The 18281-nt window shown below is 71.6% G+C and carries 16 protein-coding genes; 13 read left to right on the forward strand and 3 right to left on the reverse strand.

The features are described from left to right. Positions 1–996 (reverse strand): tripartite tricarboxylate transporter substrate binding protein, encoded by a 996-nt coding sequence (locus tag QMO56_RS07505; RefSeq protein ID WP_283524610.1) that lies wholly within the window; start codon positions 994–996, stop codon positions 1–3. A gap of 126 nt (positions 997–1122) precedes the next feature. Between QMO56_RS07505 and QMO56_RS07510 the strand changes: the two genes are divergently transcribed. The 3 genes from QMO56_RS07510 to QMO56_RS07520 all read left to right on the forward strand — a co-directional run bounded on the left by QMO56_RS07510 (position 1123) and on the right by QMO56_RS07520 (position 3201). Next, a complete protein-coding gene (locus QMO56_RS07510) occupies positions 1123–2019 on the forward strand; it encodes a LysR family transcriptional regulator (protein WP_283524611.1) in 897 nt (298 codons plus the stop codon). A gap of 91 nt (positions 2020–2110) precedes the next feature. After that, positions 2111–2719, forward strand: coding sequence for a cysteine hydrolase family protein (locus QMO56_RS07515; RefSeq protein ID WP_283524612.1), 609 nt, complete (start codon positions 2111–2113; stop codon positions 2717–2719). A gap of 188 nt (positions 2720–2907) precedes the next feature. Beyond that, a complete protein-coding gene (locus QMO56_RS07520; protein WP_283524613.1) occupies positions 2908–3201 on the forward strand; it encodes an HU family DNA-binding protein in 294 nt (97 codons plus the stop codon). 66 nt (positions 3202–3267) lie between these two features. Here the strand turns inward: QMO56_RS07520 and nikR are convergent, their stop codons facing one another. Next, positions 3268–3729, reverse strand: a complete 462-nt coding sequence (nikR, locus tag QMO56_RS07525) for a nickel-responsive transcriptional regulator NikR (protein WP_283524614.1) — start codon at positions 3727–3729, stop codon at positions 3268–3270. Positions 3730–3839: 110 nt separating this feature from the next. Here nikR and QMO56_RS07530 point away from each other — a divergent pair, with 110 nt between their 5' ends. From QMO56_RS07530 to QMO56_RS07555, 6 genes are all read left to right on the forward strand, one after another. Then, positions 3840–5405, forward strand: a complete 1566-nt coding sequence (locus QMO56_RS07530; RefSeq protein ID WP_283524615.1) for an ABC transporter substrate-binding protein — start codon at positions 3840–3842, stop codon at positions 5403–5405. Next, the gene (locus QMO56_RS07535; RefSeq protein WP_283524616.1) at positions 5402–6412 is read left to right on the forward strand and encodes an ABC transporter permease; all 1011 of its coding nucleotides are present in this window, start codon (positions 5402–5404) and stop codon (positions 6410–6412) included. Before QMO56_RS07530 ends, QMO56_RS07535 begins: the two co-directional genes overlap by 4 nt. Further along, on the forward strand, positions 6409–7221 hold the full coding sequence (locus QMO56_RS07540) for an ABC transporter permease (protein WP_283524617.1): 813 nt from the start codon (positions 6409–6411) through the stop codon (positions 7219–7221). The genes QMO56_RS07535 and QMO56_RS07540 overlap by 4 nt, the downstream gene beginning before the upstream one ends. A gap of 6 nt (positions 7222–7227) precedes the next feature. Then, positions 7228–8016, forward strand: a complete 789-nt coding sequence (locus QMO56_RS07545; protein WP_283524619.1) for an ATP-binding cassette domain-containing protein — start codon at positions 7228–7230, stop codon at positions 8014–8016. After that, positions 8016–8666 carry an ATP-binding cassette domain-containing protein gene (locus tag QMO56_RS07550; RefSeq protein ID WP_283524620.1) on the forward strand — a complete coding sequence of 217 codons (651 nt, stop codon included), beginning with the start codon at positions 8016–8018 and terminating at the stop codon, positions 8664–8666. The genes QMO56_RS07545 and QMO56_RS07550 overlap by 1 nt, the downstream gene beginning before the upstream one ends. A 344-nt stretch (positions 8667–9010) precedes the next feature. Then, a complete protein-coding gene (locus tag QMO56_RS07555; protein WP_283524622.1) occupies positions 9011–9838 on the forward strand; it encodes an aspartyl/asparaginyl beta-hydroxylase domain-containing protein in 828 nt (275 codons plus the stop codon). A gap of 150 nt (positions 9839–9988) precedes the next feature. On the opposite strand, the gene QMO56_RS07560 is transcribed toward QMO56_RS07555, so the two are convergent. Continuing rightward, positions 9989–10456, reverse strand: a complete 468-nt coding sequence (locus QMO56_RS07560) for a helix-turn-helix domain-containing protein (RefSeq protein WP_283524623.1) — start codon at positions 10454–10456, stop codon at positions 9989–9991. 94 nt (positions 10457–10550) lie between these two features. On the opposite strand from QMO56_RS07560, the gene QMO56_RS07565 reads away from it, so the two are divergent. The 4 genes from QMO56_RS07565 (at position 10551) to QMO56_RS07580 (ending at position 18229) form a co-directional block, all read left to right on the forward strand. Continuing rightward, positions 10551–13160 (forward strand): heavy metal translocating P-type ATPase, encoded by a 2610-nt coding sequence (locus QMO56_RS07565; protein ID WP_283524624.1) that lies wholly within the window; start codon positions 10551–10553, stop codon positions 13158–13160. 272 nt (positions 13161–13432) lie between these two features. Continuing rightward, complete coding sequence (locus QMO56_RS07570; RefSeq protein ID WP_283524625.1) at positions 13433–15379, forward strand: PrkA family serine protein kinase; 1947 nt, start codon at positions 13433–13435, stop codon at positions 15377–15379. A gap of 19 nt (positions 15380–15398) precedes the next feature. Beyond that, the gene (locus tag QMO56_RS07575; RefSeq protein WP_283524627.1) at positions 15399–16706 is read left to right on the forward strand and encodes a YeaH/YhbH family protein; all 1308 of its coding nucleotides are present in this window, start codon (positions 15399–15401) and stop codon (positions 16704–16706) included. Next, positions 16706–18229 (forward strand): SpoVR family protein, encoded by a 1524-nt coding sequence (locus QMO56_RS07580; RefSeq protein WP_283524628.1) that lies wholly within the window; start codon positions 16706–16708, stop codon positions 18227–18229. The genes QMO56_RS07575 and QMO56_RS07580 overlap by 1 nt, the downstream gene beginning before the upstream one ends. Positions 18230–18281 lie beyond the last annotated feature (52 nt).

An 18281-nucleotide genomic window follows, 5' to 3' on the forward strand; every position in this document is an offset into this window, starting at 1 on the left:
TCAGTCCGCCCGCGCGCCGGAGACGCGCACCACCTCGCGCCACTTGGCGATGTCCGCCTCCAGCCAGGGGCGGAACTCGGCCGGCGGCATGGCGATCGGCACCAGTCCCTGCTTTTCCAGTTGCGCCTTCATCTCGGGCGCGAAGAGGGACTGGCGCAGGGCGGCATAGATGCGGTCGCGGATCGGTTCCGGCAGCTTCGCCGGGCCGAACAGCCCGTGCCAGGCGGCGACGTCGAAGTCGGCCACGCCCTGCTCGATGGCGGTGGGGATTTCCGGCACTACGTCCAGCCGCTTGGCCGAGGTGGTGGCCAGCGCGCGCAGCTTGCCCTCCCGCACGAAGGGCAGCACGGCGGCCACCTGGTAGATGGTCATCGGCACCGTGCCGGAGATCACGTCGGTCACCGCCTGCGAGCCGCTGCGATAGGGCACGTGCACCAGCGGCGCGCCGGTCTTGAGCTTCAGCAGCTCGCCCGCCAGGTGGCTGGAGGTGCCGTTGCCGGCCGAGGCGTAGCTGACGCCATCCCGCTGCGTCTTGGCCCAGGCGATGAACTCCGGCAGCGTCCTGGCCGGCACGGCAGGGGAGACCACCAGCAGGTTCGGCGCCTCGGTGACCAGCGAGATCGGCGTGAAGTCGCGCATCACGTCATAGGGCATGCTGGGCATCAGCGACATGTTCACCGAATGCGAGGCGATGCTGCCGAGGCAGAGCGTGTAGCCATCGGGCGGCGACTTCGCGACCGCGTCGCTGCCCACCACGCCGCCCGCCCCGGCGCGGTTCTCCACCACGATGGACTGGCCCAGCAGCTCCGACATGCGGGGCGTCATCAGGCGGGCGACGAGATCGGTGCTGGTGCCGGCGCCGAAGGGCACGATCAGCCGGATCGGCCGGTCCGGCCAGGCCTGTTGCGCGCGGGCGCCGGTTGCCAGGAGCGGCGTGGCCAGGGCGGCCAGGGCGCCGCCGAGCAGGGTGCGGCGGGAGGCAGGGGTGCGGGGCATGTCCGTCTCCTCATCGGGCGCGGCGCCTTGGGCCGGCCACTTTGACAGTGATGGAGCGGCGGATTGTGCCATTATGCAATTTGTAAGATTCTGGGGCAGTCATAGAGTCCGCTTATGAGCCTCTCGTTGCGACAGCTTCGTGCTCTGGTAGCGGCGGCGGAGGCAGGCAGCTTCGGCCGCGCCGCCGCACGCCTGCACCTCTCGCAGCCGGCCCTGACCGTGCAGATCCGCGGCCTGGAGGAGGCGCTCGGCCTGACCCTGTTCGAGCGCTCGGCGCGTGGCGTGCGGCCGACGGCGGCGGGGCTGGGCATGGCGCAGTCCTTCCGCCGCGTGCTGGACGAGCTGGACGAGGTGGTCGCCGGAGCGCGGGAGCAGGCCGCCGGTCGCTCCGGCACCGTGCATCTGGCGGTGCTTCCCTCGGTGGCGGCGACTCTGCTGCCGGTGGCGCTCGCCCGGCTGCGGCGGGTGCATCCGGGAATCCGCGTGCTGGTGCAGGATGCCGTGGCCGGGCGGGTGGTGGAACGGATCAAGACCGGGGAGGCGGAGCTGGGCATCGGCACCCTGCCCGGCCCGGATGCCGAACTGGCGGCCGAGCCGCTCTTCGAGGATGACCTGGTGGCGGTGCTGCCGCCCGGCCACGCCCTGGCGGCGGCGGAGCGCCTGACGCCCGCCACCCTGGCGGCCGAGCCGCTGGTGCTCACCGATCCCGGCAGCAGCGTGCGCGCCCTGGCCGAACGCGCCTTCGCCGAGGCCGGGCTGGTGCTGCGCCCCGCCTACGAGGCGACCTATATGAGCACCGCCGTGGCGCTGGTGCGCGCGGGCCTCGGCATCGGCGTGCTGCCGGCGACCGCGCTCGACCTCCGGCTGGCTCCGGTGCTGCAGACCCGCCCGATCGCCGCGGCCGCGATGCGCCGCGGCATCCTTCTGCTGCGCCGGCGTGGCGGGAGCCTCTCCCCTGCCGCCGAGGCGCTGGTGGAAGCGGTGCGGCGCACCCTCCCGGGGGGCGAGGCGGCGCCGGGCTGAGCGCCGCGCGCAGCGGATCCCGCGCAGGCGCCCGCATCCTTCCTCCCCCTCCGGTTGTTCCCCTTGTCGGACTGACCTGGAGAGACTCGCCATGCCGCCGCATGACCGCCTCAAGCACGGCCCGCTGACGGAAAGCTGCGTCCATCTCTGCATCGACATGCAGAACATCTTTGCCGAGGGGCCCTGGGAGACACCCTGGATGAAACGGGTGCTGCCGATGGTCGAGCGGCTCGCCACCGCCTTTCCGGAGCGCACCGTCTTCACCCGCTTCATCCCGCCCGAGCGCCCGGAGCAGCGCAGCGGCACCTGGCGCCGCTACTTCGAGAACTGGTCGCAGATGACGCTCGACAGGCTCCCCCCCGGCGCCACGGAGCTGCTGGCCCCGCTCGCCCGGCTGGTGCCGCCGGCCGAAATGCTGGACAAGCCGGTCTACTCGCCCTGGACCACGCCCGGCCTGCACGAGCGCCTGCAGGCGCGCGGCATCGACACGCTGGTGATCAGCGGCGCCGAGACGGATGTCTGCGTGCTCGCCACCGTGCTCGGGGCGGTGGACCTGGGCTACCGGGTGGTGATCCCGACCGACGCGCTCTGCTCCTCCTCCGACCGCACGCATGACGCCCTGCTGACCCTCTACAGCGAGCGCTTCGGCCAGCAGATCGAGGCGGTGACCACGGAGCAGATCCTGCAGGCCTGGCGCTGAGCGACAGGGCGAGGCAGCGGCGGGCGGCGAGGCCGAAGTGCCACCTTTCTGCCGCATCCCGCAATTTCCGGTGGAAAACCTCCGGCCAGGAGCCGCTTTGCCGCTTGTCGAGGGAGAGCTTGGCTTGACCGGACCAATCGAAGCGTGTCTCTCCTGCGCCTCGCCCATTCCAGCTTTCGGAGCGCAACTTGACCGAAGAAACCCGCCCCCTCAGCCGTCAGGACCTGGTCGATGCCGCCGCCTCGGCCACCGGCCTGCCGAAGACCCAGGCCGACGCCATGCTGAAGGCCGCGCTGGCCGCGGTGGCTGACGCCCTTGGCGCGGGCCGCGAGGTGCGCCTGGCCGGCTTCGGCAGCTTCGCCATCAGCGAGCGCGCCGCCCGCCAGGGCCGCAACCCGGCCACCGGTGAGGTCGTGCAGATCGCCGCCAGCAAGGGCGTGAAGTTCAAGCCCGCCAAGGACCTCAAGGAGCGCCTGGGCTAAGACCCGGGGCGGGGAGGGCTTCCACCTCCCCCCTTTTTACGAATGGCGGGGTCCGGGGTGACACGGTCACCCCGGCGGGGTTCCAGGGGCGGCGCCCCTGGCACTTTCCGCCCCGCCAGGCTCCGCGCCCGCATCCGGCAGCAGCACCAGCCGGCCGTGCCGCACGCCCCGCTCGGCCATGACATGCTCGGCGAAGTGCCGCAGCGCCTCCGCCTCGCCCCTGAGCACCGCGATCTCCAGGCACATCTCCTGGTCCAGATGCAGGTGCAGGGAGGACACCGAGAGGTCGTGGTGGTGGTGGAAGGCGCCGGTCAGCCGCCGCGCCAGGTCGCGCTGCTCATGCGCGTAGGTATAGACCAGCGCGCCGAGGCTCGGCCCTTCCTCTCCCGCCGCCGCCGCGCTCTGCCGCAGCCCGTCGCGCAGCAGGTCGCGCACCGTCTCGGAGCGGTTGCTGTCGCCGCGGCGGGCCATCATCCGGTCCAGCTCGGCCGCCAGGTCGTCATCCAGCGTCACCGTCACCCGCTGCATGCGGTTGCCTCCCATGCGCCGCCGCGGCGGCGAGTATGACGTTTTACCCTGGACCTCATACCGCTCCCTGCCCAAACTGCCGCGCCCGCCACGGACCGGAGCGACCCGCCTTGCCCTCCACCCTGCGCCGGCTGGCCGCGCCCGGTCCAGCCCTGCTGCTCGCGCTTTCCCTCGCCCAGCCTGCCGCCGCGGCACCGCGCACGGCGCTGGTGCTGGCCCTGCCCGGCGAGCCGGAGCGCGGCTACGACCCGATCCAGGGCTGGGGCGAGTACGGGCACCCGCTGTTCCAGTCCACCCTGCTGCGGCGCGACGCCGACCTCGCCATCCGGCCCGACCTGGCAACGCGCTGGCAGCTTTCGGCAGACCGGCTGAACTGGGACATCACGCTGCGCGAGGATGCCCGCTTCTCCGACGGCACGCCGCTCACCGCCGAGGACGTGGCCTTCACCTTCAGCACCGCCGCGGAGGCGGGCGGCGCGGTGGACCTCTCGGCGCTGCGCGAGGCCAGCGTCACCGGCCCCTACAGCCTGCGCCTGACACTGAAGGCGCCGCAGATCACCTTCGCCGAGAGCTTCTTCACCCTCGGCATCGTCCCCGCCGCCAAGTACGGGCCGGACTATGCGCGGCATCCCCTCGGCTCCGGCCCCTACCGGCTGGTGCTCTGGTCGCCCGGGCAGCAGCTGATCGCCGAGGCCAACCCGGACTATTACGGCCCGAAGCCCGCCTTCGCCCGCCTCACCTTCCTCTTCACCGGCGAGGCCGCCAGCCATGCCGCCGCCATGGCCGGGCAGCTCGACCTGGTGGCGGTGCCGCCCAGCCTCGCCGCGCGCGTGCCGGAGGGGATGCGCCGGGTGGTGGTCCGCTCGGTGGACAACCGCGGCATCGTCTTCCCGATGCGGCCGGCGGACGGCGCCACCGGCAATGACGTCACCGCCGATCCCGCCATCCGCCGCGCCATCAACATCGCACTCGACCGCCGCGCGCTGGTGGAGACGGCGCTGCTCGGCTTCGGCACCGCCGCCTATGGCCCGGCCGACGGCCTGCCCTGGTCCAACCCCGCGTCGCGCCTGCCGGACGCCGACCCGGAGGGCGCCGCCCGCCTGCTGGACGAGGCCGGCTGGCGCCCGGGCCCGGACGGCCTGCGCGCCAAGGACGGCCACCCCGCCCGCATCCCGCTGCTCTACTTCGCCGGCGACAGTACCCGGCAGGCCCTGGCGCTCACCGTGGCGGAGATGCTGCGCCCGCTCGGCATCGCCATCGATCCCGAGGGCCGCAGCCGCGAGGACACGCGCCGCCTGATGGCCAGCCGCGCCGTGCTCTTCGGCTGGGGCAGCCACAATCCGGCGGAGGTCTACAACCTCTATTCCGCCGCCCGTGCGGGGCATGGCTTCTTCAATGCCGGCCGCTACGCCAACCCCGCCGTGGAGGCGCATTTCGCCGCCGCGCAGACCGCGCCCTCGCTGGAGGCCTCGTGGCCGGAATGGCGCGCGGCGGAATGGGACGGCACCACCGGCTACGGCATGAAGGGCGACGCCGCCTGGGCCTGGCTGGTCAATCTCGACCATGTCTATTTCGCCAACCGCTGCCTCGATCTCGGCCGGACGCAGATCGAGCCGCACGGCCATGGCTGGCCGATCACCGCCGGCCTCCTGGGCTGGCGCTGGACATGCCCGTGAGCGCGGCGGGAGCGGCCCCGCCCGTTCTCCCGCCCCTGCTGGCTTTCCTGCTCCGCCGGCTGCTGCGGCTGGCCTTGCTGCTGCTCTGCGTGGCCGCCCTGGCCTTCGCCCTGGCCCGGGCCGCGCCGGTGGACCCGGTGGAGGCCTTCCTCGGCCCCGCCGCCGCGCAGGTCGGGCCCGAACAGCGCGCCGCCATCGCCGCCCGCTGGGGCTTCGATCAGCCGGCGCCGGCGCAGTTCCTCCACTGGCTGGGCAACGCCCTGCGCGGCGATCTCGGCGAGAGCAGCATCTTCGCCGCGCCGGTGACGCAGGTGATCGGCGAACGCTTCGCCGCCTCGCTGGCGCTGATGCTGCCGGCCTGGCTGCTGGGCGGGGCGCTCGGCTTCGGCCTCGGCCTCCTCGCCGGGATGCGCGAGGGCGGCTGGCTGGACCGCGCCATCCGCCTCTATGCCTATCTGCTGGCCGCCCTGCCCGGCTTCTGGCTGGCCATGCTGCTGCTCATCGTCTTCGCCGTCTGGCTGGGCTGGGTGCCGGTCTGCTGCGCCGCGCCGCCCGGCCTGCTGCCGGAGCAGGTCTCGCTCGCCCAGCGGCTGGCGCATCTGGCGCTGCCGGTGGCGGCACTCTCGGTGCTGGGCGTGGGGCCGGTGGCGCTGCACACCCGCGTCAAGGCGGCCGAGGCGATGCGGGCCGACTTCGCCCTCTACGCCATGGCCCAGGGCGCCGGGCGCGCCGAGGTGGCGCTGCGCCATGCCGCCCGCCATGCCGCGCTGCCGGCGCTGGCCATCCTCTTCGCCGGCATGGGCGAGCTGTTCGGCGGCTCGGTGGTGGCCGAGCAGGTCTTCGCCTGGCCCGGCCTCGGCCGCGCCGCCGTCGAGGCCGGGCTGCGCGCCGACGTGCCGCTGCTGCTCGGCATCGCGCTGGCCACCGCGCTCTTCGTCGGCTGCGGCAACCTGCTCGCCGACCTGCTGGCCCAGGCCGTCGATCCCCGCCAGCGGGGGCGGGCATGAACGCGCGCGGCCGCCTGCTGCTGGCCGGCACGGCGGCGGCGGCGCTGCTGGGCGGCGCCCTGCTGGCCGGGCACGGGATGGACGCCGCCCTGCTGCGCCCGCGCTTCGGCCTGGCGGCGCTGCCCCCCGGCCCGGGCCATCCTTTCGGCACCGATCCGCTGGGCCGCGACCTGCTGGCGCGCAGCCTGCGCGGACTGGAGACCAGCCTTCTCGTCGGCCTGCTCGCCGCCAGCGCCAGCACGCTGATCGCGCTGCTGCTGGCCGGGCTGGCCATGCTCGGCCGCGCCGCCGACGCGGCGGTCGGGCTGGCGGTGGAAACCTGCATCGGCCTGCCGCATCTGGTGCTGATGATCCTGGTCGCCTTCGCGCTCGGCGGCGGGGTCGGCGCCGTGGTGGCGGCGGTCGCCCTCACCCATTGGCCGGTGCTGACGCGCATCCTCCGTGCCGAGTTCCGCGGCGTGCTGGCGGCGGATTATGTCCTGCATGCGCGGCGCTTCGGGCGCGGACGTTGGTTCATCCTGCGCCACCACCTGCTGCCCCATGCCTTGCCGCAGCTGACCGTAGGCTTCCTGCTGATGCTGCCGCACGCCATCCTGCACGAGGCGGCGCTGACCTTCATCGGCTTCGGCATCGCCCCCGCGCGGCCCTCGATCGGCGGCCTGCTGGCCGAGTCGCTGGGCTCGCTCAGCGCCGGCTGGTGGTGGCTCGGCGTGCTGCCGGGGGCGCTGCTGCTGGCCGCCGTGCTCTGCCTGGACGGCATCGCCAGCGGCCTGCGTGCCTGGCTCTCGCCCCGCGCGGCCGAGGCCTGAGCGGCAATGCTGGAGGTTTCGCGGCTTTCCATCGGCTTCCGGCGCCCGCGCGGCCTGTGGCGGCGGGAGGTCGTGCCGGCGCTGCGGGACGTCTCCCTGCGGGTGCGGGCCGGCGAGGTCCTGGCGGTGATCGGCGCCTCGGGCGCGGGCAAGAGCCTGCTGGCCCAGGCCATTCTCGGCCTGCTGCCGCCGAATGCGGCGATGTCCGGCGAAATGCGCTTCCAGGGAGCGCCGCTGGATGCCCCGCGGCTGCGCGGCCGGCGCGTCGCCCTGGTGCCGCAGTCCATCGCCTGGCTGGACCCGCTGGTGCGCGCCGGGCGGCAGGTGGAATGGGCCGCGGGCCGGGCCGGCCTGCCCGCCCCGGACCGCGCGCCCGCCGCCGCCGCCGCGCTGGCCCGCTTCGGCCTGGGCATGGCGGCCGCGCGCCGCTTCCCGCACCAGCTCTCGGGCGGCATGGCGCGCCGGGCGATGCTGGCCATTGCCGCGTTGGGGGAGGCCGAGCTTCTCATCGCCGACGAACCGACCAATGGGCTCGACCCGGAGAATGCGGCCCGCGTGCTCGGCCATCTGCGCGCCCGCGCCGATGCCGGGCGTGGCGTGCTGGTGATCTCGCACGACCTCGCGGCGGTGCTGCCGCTGGCCGACCGCGTCGCCATCCTGCGGGAGGGTGCCCTGCAGGAGACCGCTCCCGCCGCGGCCTTCCAGGGAAATGGCATGGCCCTCGCCTCGCCCTATGCCCGCGCGCTGTGGCAGGCGCTGCCGGAGGTGGGCTTCCTTCCGGCGGAGGCCGGCTGATGCTGGTGGCCCAGGACCTGCACCATGGCGGCCTGCTCGCCGGCCTCTCGCTGGCCTTGCCGCCGGGGCAGGTGGTGGGGCTGGCCGGCCCCTCCGGCGCCGGCAAGAGCACGCTGGGCCGCCTGCTCGCCGGCCATCTGGCGCCCGCGCGCGGCACGGTGCGGCTGGATGGGGCGCCACTGCCCGCACATGGCTTCTGTCCCGTGCAGTTGCTGCCGCAGGCGGCGGAACTGGCGGTGAACCCGCGCTGGCGCGTCGGCCGCATCCTGGAGGAGGCCTATACGCCCGGCCCGGCGGCCCGGCGGGCCTTCGGCATCGAGGATTCCTGGCTGCGGCGCTACCCGCACGAGCTCTCCGGCGGCGAGTTGCAGCGGGTGGTGATCCTGCGCAGCCTGGCACCGGGCCTGCGCTACCTGGTGGCGGACGAGATCTCCGCCATGCTCGACCCGCTGGCCCAGGCCGCGCTGTGGCACCGCCTGCGGGAGTACATGGCCGGGCAAGGCCTCGGCATCCTGGCGATCAGCCACAACACCGCCCTCCTGCGGCGCCTGGGCAGGGTCGTCTGGCGCCTGGAGGATGGCCGGCTGCATCACGCCGCGCCGGAGGCGGCGGCCGGCAAGATAGCCAGCCTGTGCGCGGAAGTGGCCTGAGGCGGGGGGGAAAGGTCGGGGGAATGAATTCCCCCGAACCCCCTTCTTCTTTCTGCCAGTTTCGCGCCGCAGCCGGGGAGATCTCTTTTCTCGGCTGCCCCCGTTGCGGATATTAAGAATCACTCGCAATATAGGGAGGCTGGGCGATCCTCCTTCCGACAGGTCGGCAACCTGCGGAGGAAGTCCAGGCGCAATCGCCGCATTGTCACACCCGGTAACGTGAAGCGCGCCGGCGGCAGCCCGCCTCGCCTCGTCCGGCCGTCGCCGCCCCGCCCGGCTTGACCTGCCGGGGTGGCGGACCCAGGAGAGAGCGCATCACGACGGTGTTCAGGGAGACTACGCACTTGCATCACGGCGCCACGCAACCCGACCGGCAGGGCGAGCCGCGGCAGACCTTCGGCACGGCCGACATCGCTCCGATGGCGCGGCCCAGCCTGACCGCCCGCTTCTTCATGTCGGTCGTCGCCATGGCGGAGCGGCTGAACCTGAAGCACTCCAAGGTCGGCAATCCGCCGGTCTATGACAACGCCACCTTCCCCTGGGTGGCGGAGATCGAGCGCGAATGGCCGCTGATCCGCGCCGAGCTGGACAAGGTGCTGCTGCGCCAGGAGGAGCTGCCGAGCTTCCACGACATCTCCACCGACGTGCAGACGATCAGCAAGGACAAGCACTGGAAGACCTTCTTCCTGACCGGCTACGGCCTGTCCTCCGAGCAGAACATCCGCCAGTGCCCGGAGACCTGGCGCATCGTCCAGAAGATCCCCGGCCTGAAGACGGCGATGTTCTCGATCTTCGAGCCGGGCAAGCACCTGCCGCCGCATCGCGGCCCCTATAACGGCGTGCTGCGCCTGCATCTCGGCCTGATCGTGCCCGAGCCGCGCGACAAGCTCGGCATCCGCGTGGACAAGACTCTCTGCCACTGGGATGAGGGCAAGGCGCTGGTCTTTGACGACGCCTATGAGCACGAGGCCTGGAACCACACCGACAAGACCCGCGTGGTGCTGTTCGTGGATTTCGTGAAGCCGCTGCGCTTCCCGGCGCGGCTGGTGAACTGGCTGCTGCTGAACCTGGCGGTGTTCACGCCCTTCATCCGCGAAGGCCTGGACAACCACAAGGCCTGGGAAAAGAAGTTCTACGCCGAGGCGGAGCAGCTGCGGAACCGGCCGCGCTGAAAAGCTCGGGGGCTCCGGGGCGCTGCTTCGGGCAGTCCCCCGAGCCCTCTTTCTTCTTTTTATCAGCCTGACGCCCCGCTTCCCGCGCATGCGGGAAACTGACAGAGAAAAGATGGGGGTCTGGGGGAATTCATTCCCCCAGCCTTGTTCTCACCCCGTTTCATGCTCGTGGTGCTGGCAGTGCCCGTGCTCGAAATCCGCCAGGGTTTCGAGGATGCGGCAGTCCTGCGCCGGGCCGCCCTCACAGGCTGCGGCCATGCCGGCCAGTTCGGTGCGCAGGGCCTCCAGCCGGCGCAGGCGGGAGTCGATCTCGGCAATCTGTGCCTTCGCCAGGGCATGGGCGGTGGTGCAGTCCTCGCGCGGGCGTCCGGCCAGTCCCAGCAGCGTGCGGATGGCCGGCATGGCGAAGCCAAGCTCCCGCGCATGGCGGATGAAGCCCAGCCGCCGCAGGTGGTCGTCGGAGTAGAGCCGGTGCCCGCCCTCGCTGCGCGCTGGCGGCGGCAGCAGCCCCTCCTGTTCGTACCACCGGATGGTGGTGGCCTTCACGCCGGTGCGCCGCGCCAGTTCGCCGATGGCATGGCGCGCGGCGGCCGGGATCTCACGCATGGGCTGATCCATCTGGTCCTCCTTGCCTTCTCTCCGTCCGGCTGAATTTAGGCACGCCCCCCTTGAACCTCCAGCCACTGGAGGTCCCATAGCTGAGCCCGCACCGATGGAGGGCGAAGCGATGGAGAGCAGCGAGCGGACAGCCTGGCGGGTCAGCGGAATGGACTGTGCCGCCTGCGTGGCCAAGGTCACGCGGGCCGTGGAGCGCCTGCCGGGCGTCTCGGATGTCACGGTGAACCTGATGACCGAGGAACTGTCGCTGCGCCTTGCGCCGGAGGCGACGCCGCCGGAGCGGATCACGCGGGCCGTCTCGGCGCTCGGCTATTCAGTATCGCCGCTGGTCAGGCGGCCAGCGCCGCGCCCCGCCGCCCAAAGCCCCGCGCACGGCGCCTGCGGCTGCTGCCACGGCCATGCCCACCCTCCAGAGGGCGAAGCGGTGGAGAGCAGCGGACGGGCAGCCTGGCGGGTCAGCGGAATGGACTGCGCCGCCTGCGTGGCCAAGGTCACGCGGGCCGTGGAGCGCCTGCCGGGCGTCTCGGACGTCACGGTGAACCTGATGACCGAGGAGCTGTCGCTGCGCCTTGCGCCGGAGGCGACGCCGCCGGAGCGGATCACGCAGGCGGTCGCGGCGCTCGGCTATTCAGTATCGCCGCTGGCCCCGCGGCCGGCGCCGCGTCCCGCCGGCAGCCAGACGCACGAGGACCGCGGCTGCGGCGACGGCCACGCCCACCCTCATGAGCATGCCCCTGCTCACACCCATGCAGGCGCGCAGGCCGGCGATCACGCCCACCATCACCACGGTGGCCTGGCGCACGCGCATCCCGCCGCGCCTGGGGATGCGGAGCGCCCCTGGCATGCCACCGCCCAGGCGCGGCTGGTGGCGATGCTGGCCGTGCTGGTGGGGGCCGCCGCCGTCGCGGCGCATCTGCTGCCCGCGGCTTCGCAATGGCTCTATCTGGCCGCCACGCTGGTCGCGCTGGTGCCCTTCAGCCGCCGCGCCTGGGCGCTGGCGCGTGCCGGCAGCCCCTTCAGCATCGAGGCGCTGATGGTCGTCGCCGCAGCCGGCGCGGCCATCATCGGCGCCGCCGGGGAGGCGGCGATGGTGGTGCTGCTCTTCGCCATCGGCGAGATGCTGGAGAGCGTTGCCGCCGGCCGCGCCCGCGCCGGCATCCGCGCCCTGGTGGCCCTGATGCCCCGCACCGCCCGGCGCGAGGGGCCGGGCGGTGCGGTGGAGGAAGTCCCCGCCGACCGGCTGGCCGTCGGCGAGGTCGTGCTCGTGCGCCCGGGCGACCGGGTGCCCTGCGACGGCGAGATCCTGGAAGGCCGCTCCGCCCTGGATGAAAGCCCGGTGACCGGCGAGAGCATGCCCGTCGCGCGTGGTCCCGGCGAGCCGGTCGTGGCCGGCAGTGTCAATGCCGAGGGCGTGCTGCGGGTCCGCGTCACCCATGCGGGCGCCGACAGCACCCTGGCCCGCATCGCCCGCATGGTGGCCGAGGCCACCGCCTCGCGCGGGCGCACCCAGCGCTTCATCGAGCGGTTCAGCGCCATCTGGACCCCGGCCGCCATGGCGGTGGCCGCGGCGGTGATCCTGCTGCCGCCGCTGCTGGCCGGGGCCGACTGGGCGACCTGGCTGTATCGCGGCCTGGCGCTGCTGCTGATCGCCTGCCCCTGCGCGCTGGTGATCTCGGTGCCCGCCGCCATGGCCGCCGGCCTTTCCGCCGGCGCGCGGCACGGGCTGCTGGTGCGCGGCGGCGCGGCGCTGGAGGCGATCGGCGGCGCCCGCACCGTCGCCTTCGACAAGACCGGCACGCTGACCCAGGGCCGCCCGCGGCTCACCGATCTGCTGCCCGCCGAAGGGGTGGAGGAGGCCGAGCTGCTGCGCCTCGCCGCCGCGCTGGAGGCCGGCTCCGCCCATCCGCTGGCACGCGCCGTACTGGAGGCCGCCGCGACGCGCGGCGTGCCGGTGCAGGCGGCGCGGGAGGCTGCGGCGCTGCCGGGCCAGGCGGTGACCGGCACGGTGGAGGGCCGCCGCCTCGGCCTGGGCAGCCCGGCCTGGGCGGAAGCCTCCGGCGCCGCGCTGCCGCCGCCCCTGGCGAAGGCCGCCGCCGCGCTGGAGGAAGCCGGCAAGACGGTGGTGGTCCTGGTGGCGGAGAAGGCTCCGCTCGGCCTGCTGGCGCTGCGCGACGAGCCGCGCGCCGATGCGGCGCAGGGTGTCGCCGCGCTGGGCCGGCTCGGCGTCGGCGCGGTGATGCTGACCGGCGACAACCCGCGCACCGGCGCCGCCATCGGCGCGGCGGTGGGGCTGCCGGCGCGGGCCGGGCTGCGGCCGGAGGGCAAGCTGGCGGAGATCGCCGCGCTGCGCCGCGAGGGCGCGGTGATCATGGTGGGCGATGGCATCAACGACGCCCCCGCCCTCGCCGCCGCCACCGCCGGGGTGGCCATGGGCGGCGGCACCGACGTGGCGCTGGAGGCGGCGGACGCAGCGCTGATGCGCGACCGCGTCGGCGGGGTGGCCGAGCTGGTCGCCCTCTCCCGCTCCACCCTCGCCAATGTGCGGCAGAACGTGGCCCTCGCGGTAGGACTGAAGCTGGTCTTCCTCGGCACCACCGTAGTGGGCGCGACCGGCCTCTGGGCCGCCATCATGGCCGACACGGGCGCGACGGTGCTGGTAACGATGAACGCGCTGCGGCTGCTGCGCTGGCGGCCGCCGGCCTGAGGGAGCGGCCGCGACTCGGCGGGAGGCCGGTTGTGACGGCGCTGGCGCGAGGCAGCGCCAGCGCCGCATCGCGGTCCGCGGCGCAACTCAACATCAAAGTGTTAACGCATGGCGGGGTACGGATTTTCAGCGGCGTACCCAATAATTTTTTTGAGTAACAGCCGAATGATTCGCGTGACTTTTGCGCGCCTGAAAGCGGAAACTCATCCAGGCAGGCCGTGACGTTGTCACAAGCAAAAGCCCTGTCCATGAGAAGCAAGCCAGGAGCGCGAATGGCCCAGCTTGATACCGTCTTCTCCCTCCACAGCGCGATGCGCGAGCAACGGCGCGAGAGCGAGATGAGCCTCGCGCAGTTCCTTGAACAATGCCGGACGGACCCGGGATGCTATGCCTCGGCCGCCGAGCGGATGTTGCGCGCGATCGGCGAACCACAGACCATCGACACCGCGAAGGATCCGCGTTTCGGGCGGATCTTCCTCAACCGCACGATCCGCACCTATCCCGCCTTCGCCGACTTCCACGGCATGGAGGACACGATCGAACGCATCGTGGGCTTCTTCCGCCACGCGGCGCAGGGACTCGAGGAGCGCAAGCAGATCCTCTACCTGCTCGGCCCGGTGGGCGGCGGCAAGTCCTCGCTCGGAGAACGGCTGAAGGCGCTGATGGAGCAGGAGCCCATCTATGCCCTGAAGGCAGGCCGGCAGATCAGCCCGGTCTTCGAGAGCCCGCTCGGCCTGTTCGACCCCGAACGCTTCGGGCCGATGCTGGAGGAGCAGTACGGCATTCCCCGCCGCTACCTCACGGGCCTCGCGAGCCCCTGGGCGCTGAAGCGCCTGGAAGAGTTCGAGGGGGATCTCGAGCAGTTCACCGTGGTGAAGCTCTATCCCTCCCGCCGCCAGCAGATCGCCATCGCCAAGACCGAGCCGGGCGACGACAACAACCAGGACGTGTCCGCGCTGGTCGGCAAGGTCGATATCCGCCAGCTCGAGACCTACAGCCAGAACGACCCGGACGCCTATGGCTTCTCCGGCGGTCTCAACCGCGCCAACCAGGGCATTCTCGAATTCGTCGAGATGTTCAAGGCGCCGATCAAGATGCTGCACCCCCTGCTGACCGCCACGCAGGAGGGCAACTACGTCGGCACCGAGAACATCGGCTCCATCCCCTTCCAGGGCATCATCCTGGCCCACTCGAACGAGGCGGAATGGCAGAGCTTCCGCAACAACCGGACCAACGAGGCCTTCCTCGACCGGGTGAGCGTGGTCAAGGTCCCCTACTGCCTCCGGGTGACGGAGGAAACCAGGATCTACGACAAGCTGATCCGCACCTCCGCGCTCGCCGAGGCGCCCTGCGCGCCGCACACGCTGGAGATGCTGGCCCGCTTCGCCGTGCTCTCGCGCCTGAAGCCGCACCCGAACTCGCGCCCCTTCATCAAGATGCGGGTCTATGACGGGGAGAACATCCGCGACACCGACCCCAAGGTGAAGTCGATGCAGGAGTACCGGGATGCCGCCGGCGTGGACGAGGGCATGGAAGGCATCTCCACCCGCTTCGCCTTCAAGGTGCTCTCCGCCACCTTCAACCACGACCCCAACGAGGTCGCGGCCGATCCGGTGCACCTGATGTACGTGCTGGAGCAGTCGGTGCGGCGCGAGCAGTTCCCGCCCGAGGTGGAGCAGGCTTACCTCACCGCCATCAAATCGGAGCTCGCCTCGCGCTATGCCGAGTTCATCGGCAACGAGATCCAGAAGGCCTATCTGGAGAGCTACCACGATTACGGGCAGAACCTGTTCGACCGCTACCTCGAATACGCCGATGCCTGGATCGAGGACCAGGACTTCAAGGACCCCGACACCGGGCAGCTGCTGAACCGGGAGCTGCTGAACGCCGAGCTGACCAAGATCGAGAAGCCGGCGGGCATCGCCAACCCGAAGGACTTCCGCAACGAAGTGGTGAAATTCGCGTTGCGGACCAAGGCGAGCAATGGCGGGCGCAACCCGAGCTGGACCTCCTACGAGAAGATCCGCGACGTCATCGAGAAGCGGATGTTCTCGCAGGTCGAGGACCTGCTGCCCGTCATCAGCTTCGGCTCGAAGAAGGATGGCGAGACGGAGCGCAAGCACAACGACTTCGTTGAGCGCATGGTGTCGCGCGGCTACACCGAGCGCCAGGTGCGGCGCCTGGTCGAGTGGTACATGCGCGTGAAGCAGTCGGCCTGAGCGCAAGGGACCTATCGGCTTGGACATCATCGACAGACGGCCCAACCCGCACGGCAAGAACCTTGAGAACCGCCGCCGCGTCCTGGCGCGGGCCAGGCAGGCGGTGCTGCGGGCGGTGCGGGATGCGGTGGACGGCGGCACGCTGCGCGAGGTCGGGCACGGGGAGGCGGTCACCATCCCCGCCGACACGCTGCATGAGCCGGCCTTCCACCAGATCTTCACGGCGGGCAGCCGGCAGTTCGTGCTGCCCGGCAACAAGGAGTTCTCCGTCGGCGACCGTCTCAAGCGCCCCGATGGCAAAGGCGGCGGCGGAGGGGGCGGCGGGGCCGGCAGCGGCGAGGGGGATGGCGGCGGGGAGGACAATTTCCGCTTCGTCCTCACCCGCGAGGAGTTCCTCGACCTGTTCTTCGAGGACTTGGAACTGCCGGACCTGGAGAAGCGGGACATTCTCGACACCGAGACGGTCTCGCCCACCCGCACCGGCATCAGCACGGACGGCCCGCCCTCGCAGATCGACCTTTCGCGCAGCATGCGCCAGTCCATGGCGCGCCGCATCGGCCTGAAGCGGCCGAAATCCCAGGCCGTGCGGGCCCTGGAGGAGGAGATCGCGGCGCTGGAGGAAAGCGGCGAGGAGCCGGAGCGCCTCGCCGAGCTGCGCACCGCGTTCGTCGAGGCGCGGCGGCGGCAGTCCCGCATCCCGTGGGTGGACCCGGTGGACCTGCGCTACCGCCGCTTCACCCCCGTTCCCAAGCCCTCGGCCCGGGCGGTGATGTTCTGCCTGATGGACGTCTCCGGCTCCATGACGGAGAACATGAAGGACCTCGCCAAGCGCTTCTTCCTGCTGCTGCACGTCTTCCTGGAGCGTCGCTACAAGCGGGTGGATCTGGTCTTCATCCGCCACACCGAATCGGCGGAAGAGGTGGACGAGAACACCTTCTTCACCGATCCGCGCACCGGCGGCACGGTGGTCTCCTCGGCGCTGGCGGAGCTGGTCCGCATCCAGCGGGAGCGCTACCCCGCCGCCTCCTGGAACATCTATGCCGCCCAGGCCTCGGACGGCGACAACTACAGCGGCGATACCGGCCGCGCGGTCGGCCTGCTGGAGAACGACATCCTGCCGCTGGTGCAGTACTTCGCCTATATCGAGGTGGCCTCCTCGGGCGCCCTGATCCATGGCGAGACCGACCTCTGGCGCGGCTATGACCCGCTCGCCCGGCGGGCCGCCAACCTCGCCATGCGGCGCGTCTCGGAGCGGCGCGACATCTTCCCGGTGTTCCGCGACCTCTTCGGCAAGCGCCCGGTGGCGGGCTTGAGGGGGGCCGGCTGATGGCGGAGATCGGGACCATGCCCCTGCTCTACGAAGGCAGCCACTGGGATTTCGCGACGCTGCGCCGCTGCTACGACGCGATCGAGCGCATCGCGCAGGAGGAGCTGAAGCTCGACGTCTATCCGAACCGGATCGAGGTGATCACCGCCGAGCAGATGCTCGACGTCTACACCGCCCACGGCATGCCGCTGACCTACCGGCACTGGTCCTACGGCAAGCACTTCCTGCTGCACGAGACGGAGTACAAGAAGGGTTATTCCAACCTCGCCTACGAGGTGGTGATCAACTCCAACCCCTGCATCTCCTACCTGATGGAGGGGAACAGCGCGACCATGCAGGCGCTGGTGATCGCGCATGCCGCCTTCGGCCACAACCACTTCTTCAAGAACAACCATCTGTTCCGCCAGTGGACGGACGCCACGGCCATCCTCGACTACCTGGAGTTCGCCCGCACCTTCGTCAGCCGTTGCGAGGACCGCTACGGCATCGCCGCGGTGGAGCGGGTGCTGGACGCGGCGCATGCCCTCTCCCGCCATGGCGTCCACCGGCATGGCGGCAGGCGCCCGCTCAACCTGAAATCGGAGGAGCAGCGCGAGCGCGAGCGGCGCGCGTATGATGAGAGCGTCTACAACGATCTCTGGCGCACCGTGCCCTCCGGCAAGCCGCAGGCGATCTTCGACAGCGTGGCGGAGCGCCGCCGGCGCCTCGGCCTGCCGGAGGAGAACCTGCTCTACTTCCTGGAGAAGATCTCCCCGGTCCTGAAACCCTGGGAGCGGGAGCTCATCCGCATCGTCCGGCTGATCGCCCAGTACTTCTACCCGCAGCCCCAGGCCAAGGTGATGAACGAGGGCTGCGCCACCTGGGTGCACCACCGGGTCATGACCCGGCTGCACGAGACCGGCCAGATCGACGACGCCGCCTATCTGGAGGCCATCCACTCCACCACCAATGTGGTGACGCAGATGGGCTTCGAGCATGCGGGGCCGAACTTCAATCCTTACGCGCTCGGCTATGCCATCATGGAGGATATCGCCCGCGCCTGCACCGATCCCTCCGAGGAGGACCGGCAGTGGTTCCCCGACTTCGCCGGCAATGGCGACCCGGTCGGCACCCTGCATCATGCCTGGGCGAACTACCGCGACGAAAGCTTCATCCTGCAGTTCCTCTCGCCCCGGGTGATGCGGCGCTTCCGCATGTTCCGGCTGCTGGACGACACCTCCGACCCAACCCTGCTGGTGGACGCCATCCATGACGAGCACGGCTACCGCGAGATGCGCCGCACCCTGGCGCGCAGCTACGATCCCGGCCTGAACACGCCGGACATCCAGGTGGTGGACGTGGACCTCGGCGGCGACCGGCGGCTGATGGTGGAGCACCGCACGAAGCCGGGCGAGTTGCTGCACGCCAAGGACGCGGCGGCGACGCTGCGCTACCTCGCGCGCCTCTGGGGCTACGAGGTGCGGCTGCAGGAGGTGGACATGACCACCGACAACGTCCTCGCGGTGCACAGCGCCGGGCCATGATGCGGCTGGGGGAATGAATTCCCCCAGACCCCCTTCTTCTTTCTGCCCGTTT

This window comes from Roseomonas sp. E05 (genome assembly GCF_030063475.1).
Lineage (GTDB): Bacteria > Pseudomonadota > Alphaproteobacteria > Acetobacterales > Acetobacteraceae > Pseudoroseomonas.

What these genes read in the sequence shown, in the direction of transcription:
- QMO56_RS07580 (WP_283524628.1), top strand. Translation starts at nt 16,706, where the DNA reads ATGGCGGAGATCGGGACCATGCCCCTGCTCTACGAAGGCAGCCACTGG.
- QMO56_RS07545 (WP_283524619.1), top strand. Translation starts at nt 7,228, where the DNA reads ATGCTGGAGGTTTCGCGGCTTTCCATCGGCTTCCGGCGCCCGCGCGGC.
- QMO56_RS07560 (WP_283524623.1), bottom strand. Translation starts at nt 10,456, where the DNA reads ATGGATCAGCCCATGCGTGAGATCCCGGCCGCCGCGCGCCATGCCATC.
- QMO56_RS07565 (WP_283524624.1), top strand. Translation starts at nt 10,551, where the DNA reads ATGGAGGGCGAAGCGATGGAGAGCAGCGAGCGGACAGCCTGGCGGGTC.
- nikR (WP_283524614.1), bottom strand. Translation starts at nt 3,729, where the DNA reads ATGCAGCGGGTGACGGTGACGCTGGATGACGACCTGGCGGCCGAGCTG.
- QMO56_RS07505 (WP_283524610.1), bottom strand. Translation starts at nt 996, where the DNA reads ATGCCCCGCACCCCTGCCTCCCGCCGCACCCTGCTCGGCGGCGCCCTG.
- QMO56_RS07540 (WP_283524617.1), top strand. Translation starts at nt 6,409, where the DNA reads ATGAACGCGCGCGGCCGCCTGCTGCTGGCCGGCACGGCGGCGGCGGCG.
- QMO56_RS07570 (WP_283524625.1), top strand. Translation starts at nt 13,433, where the DNA reads ATGGCCCAGCTTGATACCGTCTTCTCCCTCCACAGCGCGATGCGCGAG.
- QMO56_RS07550 (WP_283524620.1), top strand. Translation starts at nt 8,016, where the DNA reads ATGCTGGTGGCCCAGGACCTGCACCATGGCGGCCTGCTCGCCGGCCTC.
- QMO56_RS07515 (WP_283524612.1), top strand. Translation starts at nt 2,111, where the DNA reads ATGCCGCCGCATGACCGCCTCAAGCACGGCCCGCTGACGGAAAGCTGC.